This is a genomic window from Syntrophus aciditrophicus SB (genome assembly GCF_000013405.1).
GTDB classification, from domain to species: Bacteria; Desulfobacterota; Syntrophia; order Syntrophales; family Syntrophaceae; genus Syntrophus; species Syntrophus aciditrophicus.
The window spans coordinates 2,710,576-2,734,501 of sequence record NC_007759.1 but is presented as its reverse complement, the minus strand read 5'-3'; the positions used below and the strand labels follow the sequence as shown (position 1 = coordinate 2,734,501).

Here is a 23,926-nt window from a genome sequence, read left to right as displayed (position 1 = left end):
TCTGATTTCAGTCTGGAGTGGTGGCGCCGTCGGTCGCTGCGGACACTGGAAAGGATTTCTGTCGGTGAAAGAAAGCCTCAGGAGAGAATACGCCCCGGTCAAAGACCTGAAACCGGATGATCACATCAAAATGGTTCAGGATATTTTTTCAACGATTACAGGGAAGTATGATTTCCTCAATCATCTGCTCAGCTTTCGCCGGGATGTGGCCTGGCGGCGTTTTGCCGCCCGGAAAATGCATTTTTCCGTAACCCGCCGCTATCTGGATGTCGCCACCGGCACGGCGGACCTGGCTCTGGAGGTGGCGCGCCGCTATCCTGAGGTTCAGGTCATCGGTGTCGATTTTGTCCTGGAGATGCTGGAAAAGGCGGTGGAGAAAAGCGCACGCCGGGATAAGATCCGGGATCGGGTGCATTTCGTTCAGGCGGATGCCCTCGCGCTTCCCTTTGCCGATGCGTCTTTCGATGTCGTGGGGATTGCCTTCGGAATCCGCAATATTCCGGGCCGTCTCGGGGCGCTGCGGGAGTTCTCCCGTGTCCTGGTTGACGGCGGCCAGGTGGTCGTTCTGGAGATGCAGTCTCCGGAGCAGAAAATGTTGCGTCCTCTGTGCACCTTCTATCTCCGCCATGTCCTTCCTCGGCTGGCCCGCCGGTTTACCCGCAATCCTGCGGCTTATCTCTATCTTGCCGATTCCATTCTCCACTTTCCTTCTTCGGATCGTTTTTCCGGGATGATGCGCGATGCCGGCTTCGCGGATGTCCGGAATTATCCCCTGACTCTGGGCATTACCCGGCTTTACGTCGGCCGGAAAGGTCAATGAGCCTGAGGCTTCACATCGATCATTGCTTTGCCGGATTAAGAACCAAGCGGCTGGGATCTCCGAAAAAAAGCTGATCACCTATGTTTCAGGCATTGCATTTCTAAGATAAATTCTATACTTATATCTATACTTCTGAAAATTTTCTTCTGCCGGCTGCAAATTCTGAGCGGGAGGAGATCATCCATGACGCATGAATCGGCTTTCGTTCCTGTTGGGAGCGCCGAAGGATTGATGTGACGGCAAGGAGGTCGTGTCATGATCACGATCAGAGAAGATGTGTTCCCCAATCTGCCCGAACGCCTGAAAGGGCTTGAGGAGATGGCTAACAACATGTGGTGGAGCTGGCATCCGGCTGCCCGCAATCTCTATAAAGCGTTGAACCGGATCGCTTGGAAGGAAAGCGGACACAACCCGGTCCGGATGCTGCGGGAATTTCCGCGCAGTCTCTGTGAAACGGCGATGCGCAATCCCGAATATCTTGCTCTTTATGACCGGGTTCTCGATCAGTTTCACCGGGAGAAGGATTCGGAAGATCATTGTTTTTCCGAGAACTTTTCCGGATTATGCGGGGAGGCTGTCGCCTTTTTCTCCGCGGAATATGCCCTCCATCATTCCCTTCCCTTCTATGCCGGCGGCCTGGGATTTCTTGCCGGGGATTATCTCAAGGAGTGCAGCGACCTGAAAGTGCCGCTGGTGGCCATCGGGTTCATGTATCCTGAAGGATATGTCCATCAGCGGATTCGCGAAGACGGCTGGCAGGAGAGCATGGACGAAGTTCTGGACCGGGACGCCGCCTCCATTTCCAGGGTCTTGAAGAACAGCGGGGAACAGCTGGTTGTTCGCATTCCCTTCATGGACCCGCCGATTTATGTGGCTGTCTGGAAGGTTGCCGTCGGACGGATTCCCCTCTACCTGATGGATACGGATATCGAGATCAATGACCCCTGGAATCGCAAGATCTCCTGCCGTCTTTATATCGGGGGGCTGGAAGAGCGGCTCCGTCAGGAAATCGTGCTCGGCATAGGAGGAGCGGAAGTCCTCAATACCCTGGGGATTCATCAGACTGTGGTCCATCTGAACGAGGGACATCCGGCCTTTGCCCTTCTTGAACTGATCCGGCAGCGGATGGAGAGGGGAATGACTCAGGAAGAGGCTTTCCGATCAGTCCGGAGCACCTCGATTTTCACCACCCACACACCAGTGCCCGCCGGGCATGATGTCTTTCCCTTTCATCTCATGGAAAAATATTTTTCCCGATATTGGCCGGCCCTGGGAATGGATCATGATTCCTTCATGAGGTTGGGGATGCATCCGGAGCAACCTGCTGAAGGGTTCAATATGACGGTGCTCGCGTTGCGGCTGACGGATTTTCACAACGCGGTGAGCCGCCGCCACGGCGAAGTCACCCGCCGGATGTGGCAGAGTCTCTGGCCCGAATTGCCCGTTGAACAGGCGCCCATCGATCATATCACAAACGGCATTCATGTTCCCACGTGGATCGAACCCAAGATGGAACTGCTCTTTAACCGATATCTTGGGAAGGACTGGCTGGCGGAGCATGATCAGGAGGAAGTCTGGAAAAAAATTGCGGACATTCCCGATTCGGAGTTGTGGCAAACACACTATTGGCTGAAAGTGAAACTGATCAATACGATCCGGGAACAGATCCGGCGGCGCTGGGTCAGAGACCGGATTCATTCTTCCCTCGTGCTGGCCGGCGGCACATTGCTGGATCCTTACGTTCTGACCCTGGGTTTTGCGCGACGCTTCGCGACCTATAAGCGGGCCGATCTGATCTTCCATTCGCTGGAGCGCTTAAAGAAGACTCTCGGAAACCGCTGGCGTCCCGTGCAGATTATCTTTGCGGGGAAGGCCCATCCCGACGACGATGCCGGCAAGCAGGTTCTCCAGAGGATTTTCAATGCGGCGCGTGATCCGGAACTGTACGGCAGAATTGCCTTCGTGGAGGATTATGGGGAGCAGACGGCCCAGTATATGGTGCACGGAGTCGATGTCTGGCTGAACAATCCCCTTCCACCGATGGAGGCGAGCGGAACAAGCGGGATGAAGGCCGCACTGAACGGCGTACCTCATCTGAGCATCCCCGACGGCTGGTGGCTTGAGGGATGGAACGGCCATAACGGCTGGACATTCGGAAAGGAAGAAATGGAGGGAAGTCGTGATCAGGCGGATGCCGAAGATTTCTACCGGATTCTGGAAGAGACTATCGTGCCGCTCTTTTATATGACGGATGCAGCAGGTACGCCGAAAGACTGGGTGAGAGTGATGAAGGAAAGCATCCGGAGCAATGCCCCGCGTTTTTCGACACGGCGCATGGTGAAGGAATATCGGGATAAATTTTATCGAAAAGCTTTGAAAAACGTGTGAATATTTCAGAAAGACGGCAACGGGAAACGATGCTTTTCGCAATGCAGACGATCTAAGGGTTTCCCCTGTGAAAAATCAGGAAAAGGATGATTGCTTCCTCTGAAAAGTTGTAATATGGCCGTAATCAGAGATCCTTGAAAAAGGAACGCTGAAATTGAGGCTGCGCATTTTTCCAACTGAATAATCCTGTGATGTTCTTCAAGGTCTTTAGGGTGAGGCGATTATGGCGGATTTGTATTTCTTCGAGGTTGTGTGGGAAGTTGGCTGCTTACGGGAAGATGAATGGAAAACAGGGCGGTGCGTCCTGCGAAGCGCTGTCCAGGTTGTCAGTGATTCTCTGTTCCGCTTTGGACCCGATATGCTGGAAGTGGAAGATCCTTATGTATGCCCCGATCCGGATGGTCTGATCGGGATGGCGGCGCGGAACGCGGGATTCGACCTTTCCGGCTCCGGCTATTATAAAATTCCCCGGGAACCTAGAATCATGGTGGCCAGCCATGGACAGCGGCTCAGTCCAAAGCAGGTGCTCTATGAGCTCTGGGAGGACTCGGGCCTGCAATTGCTTGCTGCCGAGATGTTTTTCATCGAACCGTTGATTTATTGCCATGCCTTCAAGGCGCTTCTGGATCATGTACGGGACGGGATTTTTCCGGGGTCGGTTTCGGATCTCAATGAGATTGCTATGCTGACGGCCAGGGGTCGACTTTGTGTGAAAAAGAAATCCAAGAGGATTGAAACCGTTCTGACCTCAGAGGCCCGTATTACGGCCGAAAACGGGAAGACCCTCGGGATGGACCTTTACAGCGATCTTCGTCATACGTCCGTTCCGGAACAGAAGATTCAGTATGCCCTCCTCGTTCCTGAGGAAGCGGATTTCAGTGGAAAGCCGGTTCAGGCTGGTCAAATCGAGGCCGGTTTGCCGCTGAGGGTCGGTGGGGGGGTAAATCCCATCGTCAGTGCGCGGACGCCCGGTGAGCCGAGCGGAGACTTCGTGGTTTTTCCCGTGAAGCCGGGGGGCGGTGATCGGGCAATGATGGCGCCATCTGTGCTCGCATCCGGTTTTCTGGCGTACATGAATTTCTACGAGGAACCTTCCGGGTTGCTCTGGATTTTTTAAAAAACCCATCGTCAGATTTTTTTACCCAGAAAGCGATCGATACAGAGGCCGACCTGAATCATAAGGCGTTCGTAAGCCTCAGGATTGTTCCGCCTGTCCAGGAAAAAGGGGAAAACGTCAAGCTTGGCGGAAAACACGTCTCTGAGCAGTCGGGACGTCTGCTCCTGCCGTATTTCAACGCATGTTTTCTCACCGTAGGCGTCGCCCGCCTGCTCGTTGTATCCGAAATCATCCAGAAGCAGAATCTCCCGTAAATTCTGAAGTTCAAGCCCTGACTTCAAGGTAAGCCAGAAGTAGGGAGTGGTTTTGTGCATCCCCAGATCGGCGGAATTGGCCACGATGATCACCGCCGGCCGTCGGGAGCTGAAGGCCTTTTCAGCAGGAAGGGCCGGGATGTTCCATTCCGCCAGAAAATTCAGGATGGCCGGGGTGGCTTCCGCATAATGATCCGTGGCAATGATCGTACAGACATCCCGTCGATCGGCGAGAATCCGCAGGATGGAGCGCCAGGATTTTTCCATGCGGGAGGCGGCCAGATAGGCATCCACAAAATCCGCCACCGCCTTTTCCAGACCGGCCCCGGTCAACGGCGTCGCTCCCGGGTGTCGGAACGCGGCCCTTTTCCTGAGGCGCTTTATCATGACCCGTTTGTAGCCCACCCGGGTCGTGCTGCCTTCTCTCCAGGTCGGATTGACGATTTCGTTCCAGAAAAGGGAAGGCGTTACGCCCAGACGGGAAAGCCCGCTTTGTTCCAGCGCAGCCTGCAGAGATTCCTGACGGCCGAACAGTACGGCCTGAAGACTGAGTGTGCCCGAGTAGTCAAGGATGATCAGCTTGTCCGGTTTCATGGATTACGGAACCTGCGGGATAGTGTTATCTAAGGGTGGATGAGATGCTGCTTGTTTCTCTGTTTCTTCTTCAGTGCCCATGATATTTCCGCCTGGATATCTGCAGCAGCCATCCGGGGGTCGGAAGCGGCGCAGATGGCCGAGACGACAGCGGCGCAGTCAGCGCCGGCCAGGATGACATCGGCCGCATTGTCCCGGGAAATCCCACCGATGGCGACGAGGGGATGACTGGAGTAAGCTCGGATTCGAGTCAGCCCTTCCAGGCCCCAGGGGGCTTTGGTGTCCGTTTTTGTCGGCGTGGCAAAAACAGGGCTCACTCCCAGATAATCGACATCCATAAGTTCCGCCGCTTCCACGTCTTCCCAGGTTTCCACGGAAAGGCCGATGACGGCGTTCGGCCCGAGCAGACGGCGGGCAATGTCACAGGGCATATCCTCCTGGCCGATGTGGACGCCGTCGGCTTCGGCAGCCAGGGCCACATCGAGCCGGTCATTGATGATCAGAGGAACGCGCAGTGGGGAAAGGAGGGCTTTCAGTCGTTTTGCTTCTTCGACAAAAGGCCTGGTCGGCAGATCCTTTTCCCGGAGTTGCACGCAGGCCGCTCCGCCCTGGACGGCCAGGGAAACGACCTCTTCGAGACCCCTGTTACCGCAGAGAGCGCGGTCCGTGACCAGATACAGACCGGCAATTTTTTTCCGGGAATGAGCCCTGGGCTGGATCATGGTCATTCTCCCGCTACGATCCGCAGACGGCGTGCAATGTCCTCTTCCGTAAGCCGGTAAAGGATGTCGAGGAAGTGAAGCTGAAGACTGCCCGGCCCGGGAGAGATTTCCGCTGCCATTTCACCCGCGATGCCCATGACCGCCATGGCCTGCGCGGCGGCCAGTGTAAAGGAGGAATTAACGGCGGCGAAGGCGCCGCACAGTGCGGAGGCCGTGCAGCCGAGGCCTGTCACACGGGTCATCAGGGGGTGGCCGTTCCTGATCCCGAGGATGGCACGGTCTCCGATGATGAAATCTGTTTCCCCGCTGATACAGACGGTACTGCCGTAGGAATCGTTCAGCCGACGTCCGGCGTCGACGGCGTTCTGTGAGAGTTCCGTGCTGTCCACTCCCCTGGTTTCCATTGTTTCGACACTCTCAAACGCCAGGATTTCCGATGCGTTGCCCCGGATGATTGTCGGGGAAACCGTTTCCAGGAGTTGAAAGGCCGTGCGGGTCCGGTAGGCTGTGGCGCCGGCGCCGACCGGGTCCAGAATGATGGGAATTCCGCGGTCGGCCGCTTTCAGCGCGGCGCTGGCCATGGCCCGGACCCAGGACGGGCTGAGGGTTCCGATATTGACCACGAGAGCCTGGGCGATGCCGACCATTTCTTCCACCTCTTCCTGCGCGTGGGCCATGACGGGTGACGCGCCAAGAGCCAGCAGGGCGTTGGCGGTGCTGTTCATCACGACATAATTGGTGATGTTGTGGATCAGGGGCGCTCTGCTGCGAATCGCCTTCACCGCGGCCCAAGTGTTTTCAGGGGTGATCTGCATGGCTGTACTCCTCTTGAGGGTTTGAAACAGGGGGGTATCTTATCCTTCAGGTCAGGCTCTTGCAAGGGGGAATTGTCGCTTGACATCATAAGGGAACAATGGTTTTTCTCTTAAAAAAAGGAAAGGTACATTAATCATTATGGAGATGTTCACGAACAGAATGGCAGCCGCAAGGCGAACAAAAATCCTCTTCATGGCGCTGGTCATGCTTCTTGCCTGCGCTGTAAGCTCCGCCGCGGCGGGATCGGTCGAAGAAGCCTTTAAGAAAAGCTTTCCTCAGATTCCGGCGGAACAGATTTCAGAAACTCCCGTCAAGGGGATTTATGAAGTGCTTGTTGGCAATCAGATCCTTTATTACGCACCGGAATCGGATTGCCTGATCATCGGGGCGATGGTCACGAAGGATGGAAAAAACCTGACTGAGGAGAAAATAGAAAAGGTTATTGCCGCCAAGGCGAAGGACCTGCCTCTGGATTCGGCGATCAAAATCGGCAGAGGGCCGCATCGCGTTATTGAAATAACGGATTTGGACTGTCCATACTGCCGAAAGGCTTCGGCCTTTTTTTCAGGACGGTCCGACGTAACGCGTTATGTCTTTCTCTATCCCCTGTCATACCATAAAGACGCCGAGGCTAAGGTGATGTATGTTCTCTGTGCCGTGGATCAGGGGAAGGCTTATGAGGAAGCCATGAAGGGAAAGCTGGACGACATGAAATTTAAACCCTGCAAGGATGCCAGGGCGGAGGAAACCCTCAAGAATCACAGGGAGATTGTTTCCCGGCTCGGGTTGTCCGGAACGCCCTTCTTTCTGATCGGAGATGAAGCTGTTTTCGGGGCGGATATTCCCCGGATCGAGAGTCTGTTGAAATCTAAGTAGAGGAATCGGCAAAGGGGCTGGCTTAACCCTTGCCCTGCCGTGGTTTATCGAGGAGGGTTCCCAGGGTGGCATCGAGGTCCGGGCAGTGCCGGCAAACCAGTTTGCCGTTGCGGTCAAGGAGAATCATGTCGGGAACGCCCCGAATTCCATAGGCTTCAGAGACCTCGCCCTTTTCGTCCAGCAGGACGCGATAGGGGAGATTGTTCTGGCGGGCAAAGGATGAGACTTTCCGTTGGGATTCCTGAATGAAGATCTGAACGACCACCAGGCCCGCCGGAAGCGTAGCGTTCATGAATGTCCCGGAAACGGGGCAGTTCGGAACGGCAATAGGCGCACCAGGTCGTGCTGAAGATCAGCAGCACGGGTTTGCCCCGGTGTTGACTGAGACGAAAGGGACGTTTTTCCAGGTCGGGAAGCTCGAAATCCACCCGCTTCCGTGACCTCGAACTGGGACGGACTGCCGCTGAGGGGTCCGTCTTCTTTTTGATCGGCAGGTTCCGTACAGCCTTCCAGACAGAAAATCAAAAGAATCATTCCGGCAAGCCGGAAAAGAATACGGGGAAACTTCATGGTTTGAACCCTCCTGTTTCTGTCTTTTTGGATCAGACCAGAGATTTCCCGGCCTGAATCAGAAAATATTCTCCCGTGGCGATGAGTATCCAGCCGCAACCGTGTTTGATCCGCACCATCCACATGCCCGACTTGGGGAGGCTGGCCATCAGACCTGCGAAAGAGCCGATGGCAACCAGCAGGGTCCCCATGCCCAGAGCAAAAACAAACAGAAGACTCATACCGAAAAAGAGATTCTGCCGGGTGGCGACATAGGCGAGCAGAACGGAAAATACCGGGGCCGAGCAGGGCCCTATAAGCAACCCGGAGGTGATGCCGACCAGGAAACTGCCGATAACGCTTTTATGCATGTCGCCCGTCTGTGGCGAAGTCGCGAATCCGGGAATCCGGATTTGAATCGTGAAGACATCCAGCATGGCCAGCCCCATGAGAATGCAGACATTGGCCACCAGAAAAGCAACCCAGAAACTGCTCTGTATGGTCCCGAACAATCGTCCTGTCAACGCGGATATGCCGCCGAGAACGGCATAGGTCAGGGACAGACCAAGAACATAGGTTAAAGAAAGGAGAAACCCGTAAAGACGGGATCGGGAGCCCCGGGCGCCGATGTAGGCGATTACGAGCGGCATGACCGGGTAAACGCAGGGGGTGAAACTGACCAGAAGCCCCCCCAGATACGCAGCCAGGTAAGCGGCGAAACTGGAGTCCGCCATGTAGCCGCTCAGGTTGTTCAGTAAAGAGTCGATCATGAATCCTCACACAGGGCGACCGCTTCGATTTCCAGCAGGGCATCCTTGGGCAGCCGACTGACCGCGACGCAGGATCGGGCGGGACGGGAATTCTCGAAATAGGAGGCGTAAACCGTGTTGAATTCATTGAAATAAGCCATATCGGCGAGATAGATGGTAACCTTGACGACGGAATCGAGACTGGAGCCGCCCGCTTTCAGGATGGCGGCCAGGTTGTCAAGCGTTTTTTCAGCCTGTTCGGCAAAGGAGCCTGTCAAGAGTTGACCTGTCTGAGGATCCAGAGGAATCTGTCCCGAGACATAAAGCCATCCCCCGGCTTTTACCGCCTGGGCATAGGGACCCACCGGCCGAGGGGCCTCTGCGGCATGAACCCATTTCTTTTCCATCCTGATCCCCTTTCTCCTCTGTCTTTAATTCACACAACGTTTGTAAAATTTATCGCATGAAGCGGTCTTCCGGTCAAGGGAAGCTGACGGATTTTCGTTGACGCGGTTTTCGCCGGCAGGTCTTTTTTCCGTCATGAAAAGCGTGCTATGAGTTTCCGAATCATGCGGCCCGGCAGCGGATCCACCGTATGCAGCGCGCCGTAGGGACAAACCTCGATGCAGCAGCAGCAGCGGATGCACCGGTCATAGTCGAATTCAAGAGGCCGGGCGGATTCGTCGATGGCCCTGGCCGGGCAGATTGTCCAGCAGGCCCCGCACTGTCGGCAGAGATCGGCATCGACGACGGGGTCTGGGGCAGGAAATGAAGGCGGATGAGGCGTTGCAGGCTCTGGGGGCCGTAAAGCAGAGAAGGCGCTGATTGAGGCAGGCGGAACGGACGGACGGGGTCCAGGGGACCGTCGATGGTGAAAGAATCGTCCAGCAGTTCCAGTTCGCGGGCGGCTCTCAGCGTGGGCACGTGATCCGGTTCCAGATCAAGTATCCGGCAAACGGTCCTGTCGAGGGCCAGGGCGTTGTCGCTGCCGAGGAGCAGGCCAACCTCCTTTCGGCGTTCCCCGTTTCCCCGGTCCTTCGCCTTCCAGGGCCAGGATGCCGTCAAGGATCGTGAAGGCCGGCGAGATTCTATGATAAAGCTGTACCAGCAGCCGAGCGAACAACGGGCGATTGACGCCCGTCTTCATGTGCCACTCCGGTTTGCGGTATCCCACAATGCAGCCGAAGAGATTTTTGACTCCCAGGGTGAGGAGCATCTGGCTGTGGGTTTTGAACTTGGGCAGATTGATGATGAAATCCGCCTCGATTACTTCCCTGGCGATATCGATGGAGCCGAAAGGTTCCCCGATGTCGATTTTCAGGGAATCCTGAAAGGGACGGTAATCAACCTTCAGCGGCGCCAGCGCTTCCTGAATGCCGCTGTCCCGGAGTATTTTGCTGAAAGATCCCATCGCAGGACTGTCGGCAACAAGGGGGCGTGCGTTCTGATTCAGAGCGTATTCCACGGCTGCCCTGACGATGAATGGATGAGTCAATATGGCCTGCCTGGGGGTGGCGGGCGTCAGCAGGTTCGGTTTGATCAGAACCCGGCTCCCCGGGGCCATGCGATGCCCGCCCAGACGGTCCAGCATGCCGAATATCAGAGGTTTCAGCGTCTCATAAGAATAATCGGATTTTCTGATCAAAACGAGGGGCATGGCCTGAACACCTTTAAAATAAGCAATGTGCGGATTCAGCGTTTGGGGATGAGTTCCAGATCCACTTCCCCTTCGAAACTCTCCGCCAGGATCTTCTGGAGCGATTCAAGGTCTTCCGGCTTTTCCATCTCCACGACGAGTTCCCGATCGTCCAGGACTTTCAACCTGCCATAGGGCTTGATGACTTCAATGACCTTCAGGGGATCCGCCGTAACCCATCCTTTCATCCGGCGCGCAAGCTCCTCACCGTCAAATGCCCGTTCAAGAGTCAGATCCACCCGCCGTCTTCTGGCTTCCCAGCCGATAACCGCCGGTTGAACGACGATCGGAGTGACGGGGTCGTGCATTGCGGCGCAGCGGAACCATAATCTGGCGCGGATCATAAGAAAAAACCTCCTGAGTGCGGTCCGGGGCAACGGATCGATGCGTTTTTACGGGACATTGCCCTGTCAAGGAATGGATTGCCGCCATTTTCCTCAGTCCGAATTCTTGACATTACCCTGGGGCTGCGGTACTCTCTTTTCAATAAAAACTTGAGCAGTCATTGGATTTCAGAGGAGGATCAGGCATCATGGATCTCTTCCAGGCCATCCGGGAACGGAAAAGCATCCGGGCCTTCAAGCCGGATCCAGTTTCCCGCCGGGAGATTGAAGAAATCCTGTCCATGGCGATTCTTGCTCCTTCGGCGATCAACCTTCAACCGTGGGAATTCACGATCGTAATGGGAGAAGAGAAGGCAAGGCTGAGCCGGAGGTTGATCAAGGCTTACCGGGAGAAACAGATATCCTGCAGTCCGGGAAATGTCAAGCCGCTTTCAGAGACCTTCAGCAGACGCGGTGCGGAATCCTTCAAGTTGATGAATCCCGTCCTTTTCGGGAGGGGAAAGGACTTCGGGACCTTTATCAACGAAGGAAGCTGCAATTTCTATGGCGCGCCGGCAGGGATTATCCTTTGTCTGGATAATGCCTTTCCCCGGGCTCGCCTCGTGGACATGGGGATACTCCTGGGGTATCTGATGCTGGCAGCCCATAATCTCGGTCTGGGAACCTGTCCCATCGGCCTGATCAGCGCCTATGAAGAGGAAGTCAAGGATCTACTCAATATTCCGGAGCAGAAGGATATCGTGATCGCCGTTGCTCTGGGTCATCCGGATTGGGACAGCCCCGTCAACGCGTTCAAGGCGCCCCGGGAATCTCTGGAGCAGTTCGTGCGGTGGATCGATTGAAACAATCTGTCGATCCACGGGGGTATCGCTTCATCAATTTTTAATCGGAACATTTCGCATCTTGGCAACGAAGACGGATTGCTTGTTTGCCGGCAATCTGGTAAATCACTTTCAATTTTTGCTGGCAGGAACGATTGCCGCTCCTGCCAATCAATTTTTTTCGGGAGGATTCCATGACGATGAAAGTTGGCATTAACGGTTTCGGCCGCATCGGCCGATTGGTTTTCCGCGCGGCATGTGCGCGAAAGGAAATTGAAATTGTCGGAATCAACGATCTGCTCGACGCGGATTACATGTCTTATATGCTTCGCTACGACACGGTTCACGGCAGATTCAAGGGAGAGGTCGAGGTCAAAGACGGCAAACTGGTGGTGAACGGGCAGACGATTCGCGTCACTGCTGAAAAAGACCCCGCAAACCTCAAATGGGGGGAAATCGGCGCCGACTATATCGTCGAATCAACGGGCCTTTTCCTGGATAAGGAAAAAGCGGGCGGACATCTCAAGGCGGGAGCGAAAAAAGTCGTTCTTTCCGCACCGTCAAAGGATGACACACCGATGTTCGTCATGGGGGTAAACCATAAGAGCTACAACGGGGAACCGATCGTTTCCAATGCCTCATGCACTACCAACTGTCTGGCTCCGCTTGCCAAAGTCGTTCACGATGGGTGGGGAATCACCGAAGGGCTCATGACCACAGTGCACTCCATCACCGCAACCCAGAAAACCGTTGACGGTCCTTCCATGAAGGACTGGCGCGGTGGCCGCGCCGCCGGGTTCAACATCATCCCCTCGTCGACCGGGGCGGCGAAAGCCGTGGGTTCGGTTATTCCCGAACTGAAGGGAAAGCTCACCGGAATGGCGTTCCGCGTTCCCACGGTAGACGTCTCCGTGGTGGATCTGACCTGCCGGCTTGCCAGACCGGCAACCTACGATGAAATCAAGGCCGCGATGAAAGCCGCTTCCGAAGGCGAGCTCAAAGGTATTCTCGGCTACACTGAAGATGATGTCGTGTCGAGTGATTTCATCGGCGAAGAGAGGACATCGGTGTTCGATGCCAAGGCCGGCATCGCTCTTTCCGACACCTTTGTCAAACTCGTTGCGTGGTATGACAATGAGTGGGGCTATTCATGCAAGCTTCTCGACCTTCTCACTCACGCGGCCACCAGGTAACGGGGTAGATAAAAGCGATGTCCATCCGGATCATCGTCATTGATGACGATGCCGTAGCCTGTGAGTTCCTGCAGGAAGCCCTGCGGCGCGCCGATTACGATGTGGATATCTGCACATCCGCACGGGATGTCCTGAAGGGGGATTTGTCCCGTTACGATCTGGTGATTTCCGATATCCGGATGCCGGATATGGACGGGTTGCAGTTGCTGCGGCGGATTCATCAACAGTGGCCCGCCCTGCCGGTGATCCTGATGACGGCTTACGGGTCTCTGGAAAGCACCATGGAGGCCCTTCAGCTCGGCGCCTGGGACTATATCAGCAAACCTTTTTCACCGGAGGCGATCCGCAACATGGTGAAGAAGGTGCTGGGTATGCGGGAACTGCAGCGTCACCGCAGTCAGGGGAGTCCGGCGGAAAAGGAGGAACCCCGCTTCATCGGTTCCTCGGCAACTATGGTGGAATTCTACAAACAACTGGTCCGGGTCGCGGATGCCTGGGCCAGTGTTCTTATTGAGGGAGAAAGCGGCACAGGTAAAGAACTGACCGCCCGCTCCCTTCACCAGCTGAGTTCCCGCAGGGACAAACCCTTTGTGGTGGTCCACTGCGGGGCCATCCCGGACAATCTTCTCGAATCCGAACTCTTCGGTTACGAAAAAGGGGCCTTTACGGGGGCTGATCATTCCCACCGCGGACTGCTGGAATCTGCGGAGGCTGGGACCATCTTTCTCGATGAAATCACAGAGATGTCGACCGCCTTGCAGGGAAAGCTTCTCCGCTTCATGCAGAACGGGGAGGTTCGCCATCTCGGAGGGCATGAGGTCCGCCGGATCCAGGTGCGCGTCGTAGCCGCCGCGAACCGCAATATTGATGAAGAGACGGCGAGCGATCGCTTCCGCGCGGATCTGCTCTATCGCTTTGTCGTTCGCCTTCATATGCCTGCCCTGCGGGAGCATAAGGAAGATCTGCCTCAGTTGATGGAATCCCTTCTTAAGAAGATGGGATATCCGACGGTACGGATTTCCGATGAAGCCATGGAATGTCTGATGGCCTACAACTGGCCGGGGAATGTGCGGGAACTGGAAAATGTTCTGCAGCAGACCCTTCTTTTATCTCCTTTTCTGATCATCCTGCCTGAGCATCTGCCGGAGCGCATGCGGCTGAAAACCCCTGCCGGCGGGAAGGAATCGGCCCTGACTCCACTGGAAGGCGCGGAGCGGGATCAGATTCTCCAGGCTTTGAAGACGACGGATTGGAATCAAAGCCGGGCGGCCGCCTTTCTGGGAATCGATCGCAAAACGCTGCGTGCCAGAATCCAGCGTTATGGTTTCGTCCGCGAAGAGTCTAATTAAATCATTTCCCGCCATCACGATCCTGTTCCTGAAAAACAGCCGGGAGCCTTCCGTGCGTCTCCTTCCTGCAGTCTTTTTATCCCTTCATGTTGATCCCTTCCTTATTTACCCGGGGATTTCCTGCAGCCTGCAAGCGATCGGGAAAAAGAGCGTAATGCATGTTCCCTTGTGAGGCTGACTTTGAATATCAATTGAACCGGCATGGGCCTTGACAATGTCCTGGACGATAGCCAGTCCCAGGCCGCGGATGCCTTCGCCCGGATGGGTGCTGAAGAAGGGTTCACATATCTTTCCCATCATGGATGGAGGGATGCCTGGACCGGTGTCCTGAACGGTTACGGCGATCGCCTGGCGGTCATTGGAAACCCGGGCGGAAACAAAAATTTTCCCCCCATGCGGCATGGCTTCCAGGGCATTCTGGATGAGATTGAACAGGGCTGTCTGAACACGGTAGTTATCTACATATAACGGGGGCGTGTCCGGGGCGATCTGGACAAGGAGTTCCACTTTCGATTTCTGAATGACCGGTTCAACAAGCGGCAGGGTATCGTCGAGCAGTCTCTGTACCGGGATCGATTCGAAATGAGGCTCCGGCAGACGGGTTGCGCGGCGGACATTCTGAATCACCGTGTTGAGCCTTTGAGTTTGCTGCAGGATCAATTCCAGTTTGCGGGCGGTATCAGGCGGCCATTCGTCCCGTTCCAGGAGGAGTTGGGTCATGCCGGCGATGGAATGCAAAGGCGTGCCTAAATCATGGGCCAGTGTGGCCGTCAGATATCCCAGGGCTTTCAACTGCTGAAGTTGATTGACCTGTCTCTGCAGCTGAACCACCTTGAGAGTGGCTTCCTTGACCCGGAGTTCCAATCCCCTGTTCAATTCCTGGTTCTGGGCTATGAAATTTTCTATCTCTCCGGCCATTACGTTGAAATGATCAGCCAGCTGTCCCCATTCATCGGAACGGTCAATGGGAATACGGCTGGCCTGCTTTCCCGTACGAAAGTGATCGATCGTTTCGATAATCCGTCGGAGAGGCCTGCCGATGAGAAAATCGTAGCCGACGGCCATCACGAGCAGGATAATGACGAGAAGCCCCAGCGTGCTGAAGAAAAGCATCCACCGGGCCCGGCTCAAAATCTCCATATCGGATTGGGAAAAAAGAATGACGCCGATCATGGTTTTTGCCGATGAGCCTTTTTCGGGATGAACAGGATAAAGAAGACCAATCGCCGAACCGGCTTCCGTCTGCAGGGCATAATGGTGCTTCTCCATTTTTCCGTCTGTCCGGATAATCAGATTCTCCGGCCATTCGTAGGGTACGCGTCCGGCTCCGGCAATATAATCAACGTCGTCTCCGGACAGGGAAATGATATCGATGCGGGCCAGGCGGACATCCGTCTGGATATGATCTTTCAGCGCGGTGTCCAGCGCGGACAGGCCGCGGGCGGAGGGGAAACGCTGATAGAAGGCGCTCAAGGTCTCCGCGATGTTATCGAGTCTTTTATATTGCTGTTCCCGCAGAATTCTGTCCAGAACACTGAGCTGAATCCAGCCCCACAGCGCCATGGTGATGGCCAGGCCGAACAGAGTGATGATCATCAGTCGTGTTTTCAGTGTCATGGTTTTGTCCTCAGCCGAATTATTGGCGGAGAAATCTTTTTTCTCTGCCCGACGATCCTTTCTCTACAGGAAACAAAAATGATTTTCATGAAAAAAAAGAGGCGCGAAGGAAAAATTTCCCTCGCGCCTCTTTAAACACATTATCCTTGAAGCCAGGAGACTATTTTGCAGCTGGAGCTTCAGGGGCGGCTTCTTCCGCCGGAGCAGCTTTCTGTTCTTCCGCCGGTTTTGCAGCCTTTTTTGCAGCCTTCTTCCTCGTGGTCTTCTTCTTTTTGGCTTTCTTAACCTCTTTCTTTCCCACTTCCGGTTTTACCTCTTCAGCTTTCACCTGTTCCGCCGGATCCACCGCCGGGGCGGCCTTTTCTACTGCGAATGCCGACGTGCTGAACAGAAAAGCCAAACCAGCGACAAACAACACTGCCTTCTTCATAAACCTTCTCCTTTTCACTTTTTAATTTGCCCTCTCCTTCCAGGAGTGGGATTTCTCATGGGAAAGTCACCTTTGCCGGCTCTTATACGGAGATTTCCGTGGCTGCCTGATCACGTGCATGAGCCGGGGCACAGACAAGCATGGCCAGGTTGATAATCCATGTGGTTAATTGCTTCACGCATGGTTATCTTCCTGATTAATTCCGATTGTTCTATGCACTGGATGTGCCATTCCTTCGGAATAAGCCGTGATGAGTGCTGAGGTTTTACTTCTTCGAGGGTAATAAAAGAATATTTACCGGGAGCAGTTTGAGAAGAAGCGGAAATAGTTGAATATCATTCGCAAATCCTGAGGAATTATGAATCAGAAGGCGGCACGGGATCCTGTTTTTCATGAATACGTCGATAGATCAGACAGTGAAGAAAAAAGAAGAACGCGATGCCGCCGCCGTGACGGATCATCCTGCGGGCGATTTTTCGAACCTCTTTCTGACAATCGACCTTTCTATCGGCAAGATAGATGCCCAGAAGGCCGCGATTGATCAGTCGATGAAAGGAAGCGTAAGGAAGGTGGGCGATGCTTTTATCCGCACTCGTATAAAAGTGTGTCAGACGTTTTTCCAATTCTGCTGTGGTCGGGTAAAAGGAGCAGAAATTCAGATCCCCGCCATACCGGTCTTCCTCCTGATCAATGAGATAATCCAGAAGGATGTGCAGACCCTGAACCCAGGGGAAATAGGCCTTTTTAATGAGCTGAGGAAGATCTCTGCTGAAGTTCCGCTGAAAGGCATGAGAGATGAGGCAGAAGATTCCCAGGGTCGATCCTGTGCAGGCGGAAAACTCATACCAGGTCATTGGTGGGAGGTGCTCCTGATGACGCCGGAACCATGAACTCAATCGACGAATCCGCTGATCTTCCCGTACGTGTTTATGGACCTGCAACTCGCAGTAGTGGCCCGCTAGCTCATGCAGGGCGGGGGCGATGGCCAGATACGCGGGAAGTTTGGCCAGAACATCCTGGCAGGTTCTGACGAGACCAGCCAGGTATCCCCCGTCGTTCTGTTCCTGCCGGAGGTGATAATAATTGCCGAGGCGGGCACTGGGAGTCAGGGCATGGAGCATGGACTGGTGGAGTGCACGGAAGTCCGAAGGATTCAGGGAAGTGCTCCGGTCACAGAGGTTGTCCAGATAATCACTGATGGTCTGGTAAGCAATGATGAAACGGGCCGCTTCATCGAAATGGGAGCCGGCCAGGAGGGCATATATTGCGCCTCCTTCGCAGTGAAACATCTTTGTCTGTATACTCATGACGGCCTGCCGGCGCAGCTCCGGATCCGGAATTGACTCGGCGCGCTGCCGCCAGCCTTGCAGGTAATGTTTGACCCTGGGGCGGACCTGCAGAAAAATTCTTGTGGTCAACGTTGAAAGATGGGTTGGAACCTTCAAACAGCCTGCTCCTCATAAAAAAGGGGAATTTAAGACAATCCACAAGACACCTTCCATAACACAGACCGGCATTGGGCACAAGAATTCGATCGCGGTTGAATCTTTTCCGGAAACAGAACGAATCGCCGATTGTCCTGGATAGACTGGATATCACGGTGCTATCCGCTATCTGCCTCTCAACGTCCGTTTGCCTTGCCGCCTGGACAGCCGCTCCGGATTCGGACTTGGGGTCAGGTCGCCTGTTGGGGGTTCATCGGGTTGCAGCATCGAAGGGCGACAGTGGATCGGAAAGCGGGCGCTCAAAAGCTTCCTTGGCCTCATGCTGGAGGGCGGCGGCTGCACCCTTGTACTTGGGAGAAAAGTGAAAGAGCGAAAAACGCTTCACCGATGCCTGCCGGGCCAGAAGACCCGCCTGCCTGGCGGTCAGATGATACTTCGCGGCGGCCTTTTCATGGTCTTCATGGAGGAAGGTTGCTTCAATTAAAAGGTGATCGGCGGAATCCGCAATGAGGAGAATCCGCTTTATGTTTTCAGGACTGTAAATCGCGTCTGTTACATAGCAGATCCGCTGTCCCCGGGTGATCCTGACCACTTTTTCCTTTAAAAAACCCAGGGGAAGCACTCGGTTGGCAGGCCTGTCGCCGCTGGATTTATCGCTGATCCGGATGGGGCAGGATTCGGGTCGGCCCTGCAGGATAGCTTCCTTGAGATCCATCAACCAGCGCCCGGTGGGTAGGCCGAGGGTTTCCAATGCGTTCTTCATGATGTTGATGCGGCTTCTTTCTTCAAAACGAAAGGCCAGATACGGGATAAGATGGTCAAGAAAGATGCAGCGGATGGAAAAAAAGGTCTCTTCCACAAGGGGTTGGTTCGATGAAATTTTTTCTTCGGTGACCGGCTCCCCCCGAAACGCGGCGCGGCAGCGATAGAGCCTGGACATCCGGTGGGATGGGTGAATTTCCGTAACCAGCAGCTCGAAATCGTTGGAATAATTTTCCACGAGGTTCCATGTATAGCTGTGGAGCTTGCTTTCGACCTGGAACAGGAAGCCGGGTGGCCCGAAGAGGCGGATTCGACGGTTTCTTCCCAGGCAGATTCTCAGGATTGTATCGAAGCCGATGAAATGGTCCACATGGGTGTGAGAGACGAAAATATGCCCGATTTTGAGAATTTCCCGCGGTGCGAGTTTATGAAGATCGCCGAGATCGAAAAGAACGGACTCGTGACGGTATTTGCTTTTGATTAATACGGCGGGGTCGCCGAAAGGTTCATTGATCAGCAGGGCGGAATACACATCTGCAGGCTTTCAAAATCGAGTTTCGGGCATTATGCCCAATTACCTTTGTTCAGCTGAACTTTCATCGGTTTCGCATTGGTTTCACGGCATATGCTCTCATATGCCTGCGACGCTTATTCTCCGCCGCTTTGTTATCCTTTGAAAATGCAGCCCGGTGTCAGGGAATCTGCGCAAAAATCCGTTCAAAGAAGGCTTTTTTCTCTCGAGGAAAGTAGACCGGGCCTTCACAATCCACAATCAATTTTCCTTCCAGATGGTCGAGTTCGTGTTGAGCGACGCGGGCGAGAAAATCGGCATACCGTTTGCTGATCCGGTTGCCGTGACGATCGAAGGCCCGAACTTTAACTTCCGGGAAACGGTTGACTTCCACCTGAATACTCGGGCAGGAGAGACATCCCTCCGCTCCTTTGACAAGCTCTCCCCTGGTCTGGGTGATACGGGGGTTGATCAGCAGATCATAGTCTTTTTCTTTTTTGGACCACCCTTCCTCATCAAATCCCTTGTTGCGGAAGATTACGATCCTCCGGTTTATTCCGATCTGAGGCGCTGCCAATCCCAGTGCGTCATCCCGCTCAAGAAAGGCGTCAACCAGAGTTTGTATCTGGTCTCTGGCCTCGCGGCTCAGCGGAATCGGGAGATCCCTGGAGGGGGTCCGCAGAATGCGCGTTTCTTCATCGTTGACGGAAATTTCGCTCCAGAGGGTTAATACTTTGTGACGATAAGACATGAAATACAGCCTCTAATAATCTTTTTCAAAGCTCTATAACATGTTGACCTGCCCATTTCAAGGATTTGCATGATGACAATATCCTTGATAATATCTTATAAATTTGTTAGCGTTTGCGCGCGTAAAGAACTACGGAGTTTCATACCCTCCATCAGAAAAATCAGCACATCAGGAAAATCAACGTGATTTCAACCCTTGTCGGTTATATGGCCCGTCGGAATTTTTCGCGGGTCATGCAATTTCAGGAAGGTAAGACACCTTTTCTGCCCGCTGTTCAGTCAGGGCAGCCCCGTCTCCTTTACCTCCATGTCCCTTTTTGTGAACGTCTCTGCCCTTACTGTTCTTTCAACCGCTTTGTCTTTGAGGAAGGGCGGTGCCGCGACTACTTTTCCGCCCTTCGGCGGGAAATCCGGCTCTATCGGGAAAAAGGTTATGACTTCGGCGGCGTCTATGTGGGCGGGGGAACACCCACAATCCTTCTGGATGAACTGGAGGAAACCCTGGATCTGGTCCGCCGGTGTTTTTCAATTCGGGAGGTGTCCGTCGAAACCAATCCCAACCATCTTGTCCCCGAAAAACTGGAACGATTGAGTTCGGCCGGGATCAACCGCCTGTCGGTGGGCATTCAGAGCTTCAACGATGGTCTGCTCAAGGCCATGGATCGGCATGACAAATACGGCAGCGGCGCCGAGATCATCGAGAGGCTGCGGCAGGCCCAGGGACGTTTCGACACCCTGAACGCCGATATGATCTTCAATTTTCCCTCCCAGGAAATGGCCATGCTGGACCGGGATCTGGATATCCTTCTGGAGCTGGGCGTGGACCAGATCACCTGGTACCCCCTCATGGTTTCGGACTCGACGCGTCAAGCCGTGACGCGGACGCTGGGCCGGCTCGATAAAGGACGGGAAAAGGCTTTTTACGACCGGATACGGGAAAGACTCGGCCCGGAATACCGGTTTTCTTCCGCCTGGTGTTTTTCCCGCAAAGGGACCATGATCGATGAATACATCGTGGATTATGACGAGTATGCCGGATTGGGGAGCGGTTCCATCGGCTATCTTGACGGAGTCTGCTATGCCAATACCTTCGATATCGCTGAATATTGCGAGCGCTTGAGCCGGGATGAACTGCCGCTGATGGCCTCCCGGACATTCACCTTGCAGGAGCGGATGCGTTATGATCTGGTGATGAGGTTTTTCGGCACGAAACTGAACCTTTCGAGTTTGCGGGAAAAATACGGAGGCCGGCTTTCCCCGAGACTCTGGCTGGATTTTCTTCTCTTCCAGCTGGCCGGCGCCTTGCGGTACGAATCGCCGGATTGGCGCCTCACCCAGCGGGGCTGCTATCTCTGGGTGGTCATCATGAGGGAATTCTTCACGGCGGTAAATAACTTCCGTGACTTCTGCCGCGCGGAAGCCGGCTTGTCGGGTGGCGACCTGCCTGCGATGCAGACGCGGTTGCCTGTGGAAGAATTGTAAGGCGGCGGGAAGGAAACAGCATAGGCGTATGGATCATGTTTAAGGGAGCCGAAGGCACAGCCGACAGCATCAGTCGAATAAAAAAGACCTGGAATCAGGAGCAAAACCCATGAATGAACAGATGCAGACCTTATTGCGCGGACTTCCGAAAATCGATGAAATTCTGCTGATTCTTGAGAAACGTAATCCGGAGAGCCGAGCTCCCCGCGAAGTGATCCGGTGTGTCTGCCGGGAGACCGTAGACGAACTGCGCCGCTCCATTCTCCGCAGGAAAGGCGATGCGGGGACGATACGCCTCCCCATGGCAGAGGAGATCGCCACAGTCGTGGAAAACCGGATTGAAGCGCTGCACCGACCCCGGCTTCGCCGAGTGATCAACGCGACAGGCGTGATCCTGCACACGAATCTGGGGCGGGCGCCACTCTGTCTGGAGGCGAGGGATCAGTTGACGGCCGTCGGAAAAGGGTACTCCAATCTGGAATTTGACCTGGATCGGGGAGAGCGGGGACTGCGCTACGATCATGTTCGGGAACTCCTCTGTCTCCTTTCAGGCGTGGAAGACGCCCTGGTGGTCAATAACAACGCCGCCGCGGTGCTTCTCACACTCAACACACTGGCGGAAGGGCGGGAAGTGGTCGTTTCCCGGGGAGAACTTGTTGAAATCGGCGGAGAGTTCCGTGTTCCGGAGATTATGGAAAAAAGCGGCGCCCGGCTGAGGGAAGTGGGAGCGACCAACCGGACCCGTCTGGTTGATTATGAACGGGCCATATCTTCAGAGACGGGATTGATTCTCAAAGTTCATTCCAGCAATTTCAGGATGGTGGGCTTTACGGAAGAGACTCCCCTGGAAGATCTGGTGGCTCTGGGGAAAAAACATTCAATTCCGGTCATGTATGATGTGGGCAGCGGCTGTTTTATCGATCTGACTGCTTATGGACTGCCCGGAGAGCCCGTGGTCAGGGATGTTGCCGCCCATGGTGTGGATGTGTTGACGTTCAGCGGCGACAAGATGCTGGGTGGGCCGCAGGCGGGAATCATCCTGGGAAGACGCAACCTTCTCGAGAATATCAAACGCAATCCTCTCAACCGTGCCCTGCGGATCGACAAACTGACCCTGGCGGCACTGGAGGCAACCCTCAGGGTCTATCTTGATCCGAAGGAAGCCGTGAACCGTCTGCGGATTCTCAAGGCTCTGACAGAACCGTTGAGTGAGGTGACCCGGCGGGCGAAAAAGTGTCTGCGGCTGTTGAGGAGGGCTTTGTCGACGTCTTTCTCCCTGGCTCTGAAGCCGGGGGTATCGATGGTAGGCGGAGGAGCCCTTCCCGAAGTGAGCATCCCGACAATGCTGATGGCAGTCCGGTTTGCCGGACTTTCCGCCGGCCGGCTGGAGGCCGGCCTCCGGCGGCTGGAAATTCCGATTATCGTTCGGGTGGCCCATGACGAGATCCTGCTGGATTTCCGGACGATTGAAGAAGAAGAGCTGAAGCTGATCCGCGATGGGTTTCTGTCTCTGGCCCTGCCCTCCGGAGATTAATCGATATGAAGGGTGTTGCGCCACTCAGGGAGTACAGGGTAACTGCGACGGAGAGTGGCCTGCGGCTGGATCTCTTTCTTGCCAGCCATGAATCCGGCTTTTCCAGAGCCCGGTTGCAGCGTCTTATTGAAAGCGGCCGGGTGACCATCAGTGGGAAGGCGGCAATCCGGGCGAGTCAGAAGCTTCGAACCGGCGATATCGTGATGCTTGAAGAACCCCCGGCAACCCCTCTGGAACTTATCCCTCAGGATATCCCTCTTTCCATTCTGTATGAGGACCATGACCTCCTCGTTCTGGACAAGCCTGCCGGTCTGGTCGTCCATCCGGCGGCGGGTCACGTCTCGGGTACCCTCGTCAATGCCCTCCTTTTCCATTGCCGGGATCTGGCGGGTATCGGCGGGGTGATGCGTCCGGGAATCGTCCACCGCCTGGACAAGGATACTTCCGGTCTGCTCGTGGTGGCCAAAACGGATGCGGCACATCAGGGGCTTGCCCTGCAGTTTAAAAAGCACCAGGTGGGTAAAACCTATCAGGCGCTCGTTTATGGTGATCCCCGGGAAAAGACTGGACAGATCGACCTGCCTGTGGGACGGCATCCCGTAGAGCGGAAAAAAATGTCGACAAAGAGCCGGCGGGGCAAAGAGGCGGCAACCCGTTGGCGGATCGCCGAGCGTTTCGGCGTCGCGACGCTTTTAAACGTGGATATCGTAACCGGGCGGACTCATCAGATCCGAGTGCACCTGGCGGCGATTGGTCATCCTGTTGTCGGAGACGCGGTCTATGGAAGTTCAAAACGGGCCACTACCCTCACGGATCCTGCCGTCAAGGGCCGCCTGAAAGAAATGAGCAGGCAGGCCCTCCATGCCGCGCGTCTCTCTTTCACTCATCCCGTGACCCATAAGATTCTGGAATTTCACGCGCCGCTTCCGGCGGACATGGAGGATCTATGCGCCTTCCTGCGGAAGCATTGCTGTCCTGATTCCCAATTGGTTCTCCAGGCGTTCTGAACACGGGGGGATTGAGAGGCGGGAGTGGTTGTTGCCTTCGGATCGAAGCCATAACCCGTTCGGGACCGGCTTTTTGCGGCCCGAGCTTGCGCGAGGGGAA

General features: G+C 55.0%; 23 protein-coding genes and 2 pseudogenes. 10 read left to right on the top strand and 15 right to left on the bottom strand.

The annotated features are described in order from the left end of the window. Positions 1–64 precede the first annotated feature (64 nt). The 3 genes from ubiE to SYN_RS12825 all read left to right on the top strand — a co-directional run bounded on the left by ubiE (position 65) and on the right by SYN_RS12825 (position 4,325). Positions 65–820, top strand: a complete 756-nt coding sequence (gene ubiE, locus SYN_RS12835) for a bifunctional demethylmenaquinone methyltransferase/2-methoxy-6-polyprenyl-1,4-benzoquinol methylase UbiE (RefSeq protein WP_011418611.1) — start codon at positions 65–67, stop codon at positions 818–820. 255 nt (positions 821–1,075) lie between these two features. Beyond that, positions 1,076–3,208, top strand: a complete 2,133-nt coding sequence (gene glgP / locus SYN_RS12830; protein ID WP_011418610.1) for an alpha-glucan family phosphorylase — start codon at positions 1,076–1,078, stop codon at positions 3,206–3,208. A gap of 223 nt (positions 3,209–3,431) precedes the next feature. Beyond that, positions 3,432–4,325 carry a hypothetical protein gene (locus SYN_RS12825; protein WP_011418608.1) on the top strand — a complete coding sequence of 298 codons (894 nt, stop codon included), beginning with the start codon at positions 3,432–3,434 and terminating at the stop codon, positions 4,323–4,325. Between the two features lie 11 nt (positions 4,326–4,336). Here the strand turns inward: SYN_RS12825 and SYN_RS12820 are convergent, their stop codons facing one another. From SYN_RS12820 to thiM, 3 genes are read right to left on the bottom strand one after another with little or no spacing between them, the layout of a single operon-like run. Further along, positions 4,337–5,173: a hypothetical protein gene (locus tag SYN_RS12820; RefSeq protein ID WP_011418607.1), complete on the bottom strand. Its 837-nt coding sequence runs from the start codon at positions 5,171–5,173 to the stop codon at positions 4,337–4,339. A gap of 29 nt (positions 5,174–5,202) precedes the next feature. Continuing rightward, complete coding sequence (thiE, locus tag SYN_RS12815) at positions 5,203–5,895, bottom strand: thiamine phosphate synthase (protein WP_148202581.1); 693 nt, start codon at positions 5,893–5,895, stop codon at positions 5,203–5,205. 2 nt (positions 5,896–5,897) lie between these two features. Further along, the gene (gene thiM, locus SYN_RS12810; RefSeq protein WP_011418605.1) at positions 5,898–6,710 is read right to left on the bottom strand and encodes a hydroxyethylthiazole kinase; all 813 of its coding nucleotides are present in this window, start codon (positions 6,708–6,710) and stop codon (positions 5,898–5,900) included. Positions 6,711–6,870: 160 nt separating this feature from the next. Here thiM and SYN_RS12805 point away from each other — a divergent pair, with 160 nt between their 5' ends. Then, complete coding sequence (locus SYN_RS12805) at positions 6,871–7,587, top strand: DsbC family protein (RefSeq protein ID WP_049750055.1); 717 nt, start codon at positions 6,871–6,873, stop codon at positions 7,585–7,587. Positions 7,588–7,609: 22 nt separating this feature from the next. Here the strand turns inward: SYN_RS12805 and SYN_RS12800 are convergent, their stop codons facing one another. From SYN_RS12800 to SYN_RS12775, 7 genes and pseudogenes are all read right to left on the bottom strand, one after another. After that, positions 7,610–7,879: a TlpA family protein disulfide reductase gene (locus tag SYN_RS12800; RefSeq protein ID WP_011418603.1), complete on the bottom strand. Its 270-nt coding sequence runs from the start codon at positions 7,877–7,879 to the stop codon at positions 7,610–7,612. Between the two features lie 40 nt (positions 7,880–7,919). Then, positions 7,920–8,015, bottom strand: a pseudogene (locus SYN_RS17115) (TlpA family protein disulfide reductase); the annotation flags it as partial. Positions 8,016–8,189: 174 nt separating this feature from the next. Next, the gene (locus SYN_RS12790; RefSeq protein WP_011418600.1) at positions 8,190–8,906 is read right to left on the bottom strand and encodes a cytochrome c biogenesis protein CcdA; all 717 of its coding nucleotides are present in this window, start codon (positions 8,904–8,906) and stop codon (positions 8,190–8,192) included. Then, positions 8,903–9,292: a RidA family protein gene (locus SYN_RS12785; protein WP_011418599.1), complete on the bottom strand. Its 390-nt coding sequence runs from the start codon at positions 9,290–9,292 to the stop codon at positions 8,903–8,905. The genes SYN_RS12790 and SYN_RS12785 overlap by 4 nt, the downstream gene beginning before the upstream one ends. A 131-nt stretch (positions 9,293–9,423) precedes the next feature. Further along, positions 9,424–9,711 (bottom strand): 4Fe-4S binding protein, encoded by a 288-nt coding sequence (locus tag SYN_RS17110; RefSeq protein WP_148202656.1) that lies wholly within the window; start codon positions 9,709–9,711, stop codon positions 9,424–9,426. Positions 9,712–9,825: 114 nt separating this feature from the next. Continuing rightward, complete coding sequence (locus SYN_RS12780; RefSeq protein WP_011418597.1) at positions 9,826–10,542, bottom strand: DUF362 domain-containing protein; 717 nt, start codon at positions 10,540–10,542, stop codon at positions 9,826–9,828. Between the two features lie 35 nt (positions 10,543–10,577). After that, complete coding sequence (locus SYN_RS12775; protein WP_041585111.1) at positions 10,578–10,925, bottom strand: hypothetical protein; 348 nt, start codon at positions 10,923–10,925, stop codon at positions 10,578–10,580. 188 nt (positions 10,926–11,113) lie between these two features. Between SYN_RS12775 and SYN_RS12770 the strand changes: the two genes are divergently transcribed. The 3 genes from SYN_RS12770 to SYN_RS12760 all read left to right on the top strand — a co-directional run bounded on the left by SYN_RS12770 (position 11,114) and on the right by SYN_RS12760 (position 14,288). Continuing rightward, positions 11,114–11,767 carry a nitroreductase gene (locus tag SYN_RS12770; protein WP_041585110.1) on the top strand — a complete coding sequence of 218 codons (654 nt, stop codon included), beginning with the start codon at positions 11,114–11,116 and terminating at the stop codon, positions 11,765–11,767. Positions 11,768–11,940: 173 nt separating this feature from the next. Continuing rightward, positions 11,941–12,939 carry a type I glyceraldehyde-3-phosphate dehydrogenase gene (gene gap / locus SYN_RS12765; RefSeq protein WP_011418594.1) on the top strand — a complete coding sequence of 333 codons (999 nt, stop codon included), beginning with the start codon at positions 11,941–11,943 and terminating at the stop codon, positions 12,937–12,939. Positions 12,940–12,956: 17 nt separating this feature from the next. Then, a complete protein-coding gene (locus SYN_RS12760; protein WP_011418593.1) occupies positions 12,957–14,288 on the top strand; it encodes a sigma-54-dependent transcriptional regulator in 1,332 nt (443 codons plus the stop codon). A gap of 105 nt (positions 14,289–14,393) precedes the next feature. On the opposite strand, the gene SYN_RS12755 is transcribed toward SYN_RS12760, so the two are convergent. The 5 genes from SYN_RS12755 to def all read right to left on the bottom strand — a co-directional run bounded on the left by SYN_RS12755 (position 14,394) and on the right by def (position 19,804). Beyond that, positions 14,394–15,905, bottom strand: a complete 1,512-nt coding sequence (locus tag SYN_RS12755; RefSeq protein WP_011418592.1) for a sensor histidine kinase — start codon at positions 15,903–15,905, stop codon at positions 14,394–14,396. Between the two features lie 160 nt (positions 15,906–16,065). Next, positions 16,066–16,335 carry a hypothetical protein gene (locus SYN_RS12750; protein WP_041585109.1) on the bottom strand — a complete coding sequence of 90 codons (270 nt, stop codon included), beginning with the start codon at positions 16,333–16,335 and terminating at the stop codon, positions 16,066–16,068. Positions 16,336–16,691: 356 nt separating this feature from the next. After that, positions 16,692–17,780 (bottom strand): tetraprenyl-beta-curcumene synthase family protein, encoded by a 1,089-nt coding sequence (locus SYN_RS12745; RefSeq protein WP_011418590.1) that lies wholly within the window; start codon positions 17,778–17,780, stop codon positions 16,692–16,694. A gap of 250 nt (positions 17,781–18,030) precedes the next feature. After that, positions 18,031–19,074 carry a ribonuclease Z gene (locus tag SYN_RS12740; RefSeq protein ID WP_011418588.1) on the bottom strand — a complete coding sequence of 348 codons (1,044 nt, stop codon included), beginning with the start codon at positions 19,072–19,074 and terminating at the stop codon, positions 18,031–18,033. Between the two features lie 160 nt (positions 19,075–19,234). Next, positions 19,235–19,804, bottom strand: a complete 570-nt coding sequence (def, locus tag SYN_RS15470; RefSeq protein WP_011418587.1) for a peptide deformylase — start codon at positions 19,802–19,804, stop codon at positions 19,235–19,237. A gap of 158 nt (positions 19,805–19,962) precedes the next feature. Here def and SYN_RS12730 point away from each other — a divergent pair. From SYN_RS12730 to SYN_RS12720, 3 genes and pseudogenes are all read left to right on the top strand, one after another. After that, positions 19,963–21,285: pseudogene (locus SYN_RS12730) on the top strand (coproporphyrinogen III oxidase family protein); the annotation flags it as partial. Between the two features lie 109 nt (positions 21,286–21,394). Continuing rightward, complete coding sequence (selA, locus tag SYN_RS12725; RefSeq protein WP_011418585.1) at positions 21,395–22,819, top strand: L-seryl-tRNA(Sec) selenium transferase; 1,425 nt, start codon at positions 21,395–21,397, stop codon at positions 22,817–22,819. A gap of 5 nt (positions 22,820–22,824) precedes the next feature. Further along, on the top strand, positions 22,825–23,826 hold the full coding sequence (locus SYN_RS12720; protein ID WP_011418584.1) for an RluA family pseudouridine synthase: 1,002 nt from the start codon (positions 22,825–22,827) through the stop codon (positions 23,824–23,826). Positions 23,827–23,926: the final 100 nt, after the last annotated feature.